Below are 3,326 nucleotides of genomic sequence, written 5' to 3' on the forward strand. Positions count from 1 at the left end.
TTCGGCGGCAGCCACGCCGGCCACAACGGCCTGCGCGACATCCACGCGCAACTGGGCACGGACGACTACTGGCGCCTGCGCATCGGCATCGGCCACCCGGGCGTGAAGTCCGAAGTCGTGAACTGGGTGCTGAAGAAGCCGGCCCCCGAGCAACGCACCGCCATCCAGGAATGCGTCACCCGTACGCTCAAGGCCTTCCCGGCGCTGATCGCCGGCGAGATGGAGAAGGCCACGCTCATCGTGCACACGCACAAGGCGCCGCGGCCGAAGCCGCCGCGCCCCGAAGGGACCTGAACCCCAACCACCCCCGAGAGGAGGCTCACGTGACGAACAAGATCCTGCTGATCGCCCTGGCGTTGTACGGCGCCGGGGCCGGCGCGCAGACGGTCTGGCGCTGCGGCAACAGCTACGGCCAGCAGCCCTGCGCCGGCGGCACGCCCGTCACCCTCTCGGAGCCGGTGAGCGGCCACCCTACCGGCAAGCGCGTGGCCGACATGGAGGCGAAGCTCGCCGCCGACCTGGAAAAGGCCCGCCTGGCGCAGGAGCGCAACGCGCCCAAGGCGATCGTGATCGGCCCCGTGGAAGCCCCGCCGATCGATGCGCCGGCCGGCGCCCGGTCCAGGTCCGGCAAGCCGGACCAGTTCACCGCCGCCTCGCCGGGGCCGGCGAAGGAAAAGAAGTCGAAGCCGAAAAAGAAGGAGCGCTGAGGGCTTCTTACTCCCTCCCCCCCTGGGGGAGGGCACCGGGGTCCCCGGGAAAAAGCCTCGCGCTTTTTTCCGGGGTGGAGGTGGGGGTGGGGGCGCTCTCCGCGTCCGCAGCGCTCGCGCCGCCCGCTGCACCCCCCGCCTTCGTCTTCTCCACGCTCACCAGCCGCTGGTACTTCTGCCACAGCGTCTCCCGGCTCTCGACCCGCTTCGGGTCCACCGGGATGCACGCCACCGGGCACACCTGCACGCACTGCGGCTCGTCGAAGTGGCCCACGCACTCGGTGCAGCGGTCCGGGTCGATCTGGTAGATCTCGGGGCCGAGGGAGATGGCCTGGTTCGGGCACTCCGGCTCGCAGACATCGCAGTTGATGCACTCGTCGGTAATCATCAATGCCATGACGCTCTGACTCCGGAAGGCGGGAAGACCACTTCTGGCATTATCGCCCGCGCATGAGTCTCTTCCTGGCCAAGCGGCTGATCACCCTCATCGCGACCCTGACAGGCACCTCGCTGGTGGTCTTCCTCGTGCTGGAAGTCCTGCCGGGGAACGCCGCGCAGGTGCTGATGGGGCCGGACGCCTCCCCCGAAGCGGTGGCCGCGCTGGCGCAGAAGCTGGGCCTGGACCGCCCCGCCATCGAGCGCTACTGGGAATGGATCCGCGGCATGGCGCATGGCGACCTGGGCCTGAGCTACGCGTACAGCACGCCCGTGGGCGAGCTGGTGCTGGAACGCCTGAGCCTCACCGTGCCGCTGGCCCTGATGGCCATGACGCTCACGACCCTGCTGGCCTTCGTGGCGGGCATCTATGCCGCCTCGCGCCACAACAAGCTGGGCGACGTCGGCATCATGGGGCTCACCCAGGTCGGCATCGCGATCCCCAACTTCTGGTTCGCGATCCTGCTGATCCTGCTGTTCTCGGTGCACCTGGGGTGGTTTTCGGCCGGCGGCTTCCCGGGCTGGGAGGAAGGCGTGCTGGAGGGCCTGCGGGCGCTGCTGCTGCCCGCGCTGTCGCTGGCGGTGGTGCAGTCGGCCATCCTCGCGCGGATCATGCGTTCCTCGGTGCTGGAGGTCTCGCGCGAGGACTTCGTGCGCACGGCGCGCGCCAAGGGCGTCTCGCAGCGCGGCGCCCTGTGGGGCCACGTGCTGCGCAACGCGCTGATCCCGGTGGTCACGGTGATGGGCCTGCAGTTCGCCGAGCTGCTGGCGGGAACCATCGTCGTGGAAAGCGTGTTCTACCTGCCGGGGCTCGGCCGCCTGATCTTCCAGTCGATCGCCAACCGCGACCTGATCGTGGTGCGCAACTGCGTGATGCTGCTCGCGGCCATGGTGGTGCTGGTGAACTTCGTGGTCGACGTGCTCTACGCCGTGATCGACCCGCGCGTGAAGGCGGCGGACCTGTGAGCTGGCGGGCCCTTCGCCATCCCAGCTTCGCGGTCGGCCTGGTCCTGAGCCTGCTGGTGCTGTTCGCCGCGGCGCTGTCCTTCGTGTGGACGCCGCACGACCCGTACGAGATCGACATGGCCTTGAAGCTCAGGCCGCCCGATGCGCACTACTGGCTCGGCACCGATGCCTTCGGGCGCGACGTGGCCTCGCTGCTGCTGGTGGGCGCCCGCGCCTCCATCGCGGTGGGCATCATCGCCGTGGGCATCGGGCTCGCGATCGGCACGGCGCTGGGCCTGCTCGCCTCGGCCAGGCGCGGCTGGGTCGAGGAGGCGATCATGCGGCTGTCGGATTTCGGCTTCGCCTTTCCCGCCATCCTCTCCGCGATCATGCTGACGGCGGTGTTCGGGCCGGGCATGGTCAACGCGATCATCGCCATCGGCATCTACAACATCCCCACCTTCGCGCGCATCACGCGCGCCTCGGCCAATGCGGTATGGGGGCGCGAATTCGTGCTGGCCGCGCGGGCCTGCGGCAAGGGCGGCTTCGCGATCACGATGGAGCACGTGCTGCCCAACATCCTGTCGGTGCTGATCGTGCAGGCAACGATCCGCTTCGCCATCGCCATCCTCGCCGAAGCGGCGCTGTCGTACCTGGGCCTGGGCACGCAGCCGCCGCAGCCCTCCTGGGGCCGCATGCTGAGCGAGGCGCAGACGCTGCTGTTCCAGGCGCCGCTGCTGGGGGTGTTCCCCGGCGTCGCCATCGCCGTCGCGGTGCTGGGGCTCAACCTGCTGGGCGACGGTCTGCGCGATATCTACGACCCGCGGCTGGCGCGGAAGCGTTGACGACGATGGCGCTGCTCGAAGTCAGGGACCTCTCGGTCGAACTCCAGACCCACCGCGGCCCGGCGTATGCCGTGCGCGACGTGAGCTTCTCGCTGCAGCCGGGCGAGACGCTGGGGCTGGTGGGCGAATCCGGCAGCGGCAAGTCGATCACCGTGCTGGCACTCATGGGCCTGCTTCCGGAGCACGCGCGCGTCACCGGCAGCATCGTCTTCGAAGGCAAGGAAGTGGTCGGCCAGCCCGAGCGCGCCATGTGCGCGCTGCGCGGCGACCGCATCGGCATGATCTTCCAGGAGCCGATGACGGCACTCAACCCGGTGCACACGGTGGGCCACCAGGTCGCCGAGCCGCTGCGGCTGCACCGCGGCATGAACGCCTCCGCGGCCCGCAAGGAGGC

5 protein-coding genes and 1 pseudogene are annotated in these 3,326 nt (G+C 69.8%); 5 read left to right on the forward strand and 1 reads right to left on the reverse strand.

Annotated elements, in window-relative coordinates; genetic code table 11:
* Window positions 1–294: aminoacyl-tRNA hydrolase (locus tag VFM98_RS12805; protein ID WP_325110309.1), on the forward strand; the 294-nt coding region annotated here is incomplete at its 5' end.
* A 29-nt stretch (window positions 295–323) separates the two neighbouring features.
* A complete protein-coding gene (locus VFM98_RS12810) occupies window positions 324–707 on the forward strand; it encodes a hypothetical protein (protein ID WP_325110310.1) in 384 nt (127 codons plus the stop codon).
* A 151-nt stretch (window positions 708–858) separates the two neighbouring features.
* Here VFM98_RS12810 and VFM98_RS12815 read toward each other — a convergent pair.
* Window positions 859–1,104 (reverse strand): annotated as a pseudogene (locus VFM98_RS12815) (YfhL family 4Fe-4S dicluster ferredoxin); the annotation flags it as partial.
* 53 nt (window positions 1,105–1,157) lie between these two features.
* Here VFM98_RS12815 and VFM98_RS12820 point away from each other — a divergent pair.
* The 3 genes from VFM98_RS12820 to VFM98_RS12830 form a co-directional block, all read left to right on the forward strand.
* Window positions 1,158–2,108 carry an ABC transporter permease gene (locus VFM98_RS12820; RefSeq protein WP_325110311.1) on the forward strand — a complete coding sequence of 317 codons (951 nt, stop codon included), beginning with the start codon at window positions 1,158–1,160 and terminating at the stop codon, window positions 2,106–2,108.
* Window positions 2,105–2,932 (forward strand): ABC transporter permease, encoded by an 828-nt coding sequence (locus VFM98_RS12825; RefSeq protein WP_325110312.1) that lies wholly within the window; start codon window positions 2,105–2,107, stop codon window positions 2,930–2,932. The genes VFM98_RS12820 and VFM98_RS12825 overlap by 4 nt, the downstream gene beginning before the upstream one ends.
* A 5-nt stretch (window positions 2,933–2,937) precedes the next feature.
* The coding region (locus tag VFM98_RS12830) for an ATP-binding cassette domain-containing protein (protein WP_325110313.1) at window positions 2,938–3,326 on the forward strand (389 nt) is incomplete at its 3' end.

It is taken from the genome of Ramlibacter sp. (genome assembly GCF_035706265.1).
Taxonomy (GTDB): Bacteria; Pseudomonadota; Gammaproteobacteria; order Burkholderiales; family Burkholderiaceae_C; genus Ramlibacter.

Bases quoted from the DNA above. Each gene is read 5' to 3' on its own strand.
- VFM98_RS12820 (WP_325110311.1), top strand. From the start codon at position 1,158: ATGAGTCTCTTCCTGGCCAAGCGGCTGATCACCCTCATCGCGACCCTG.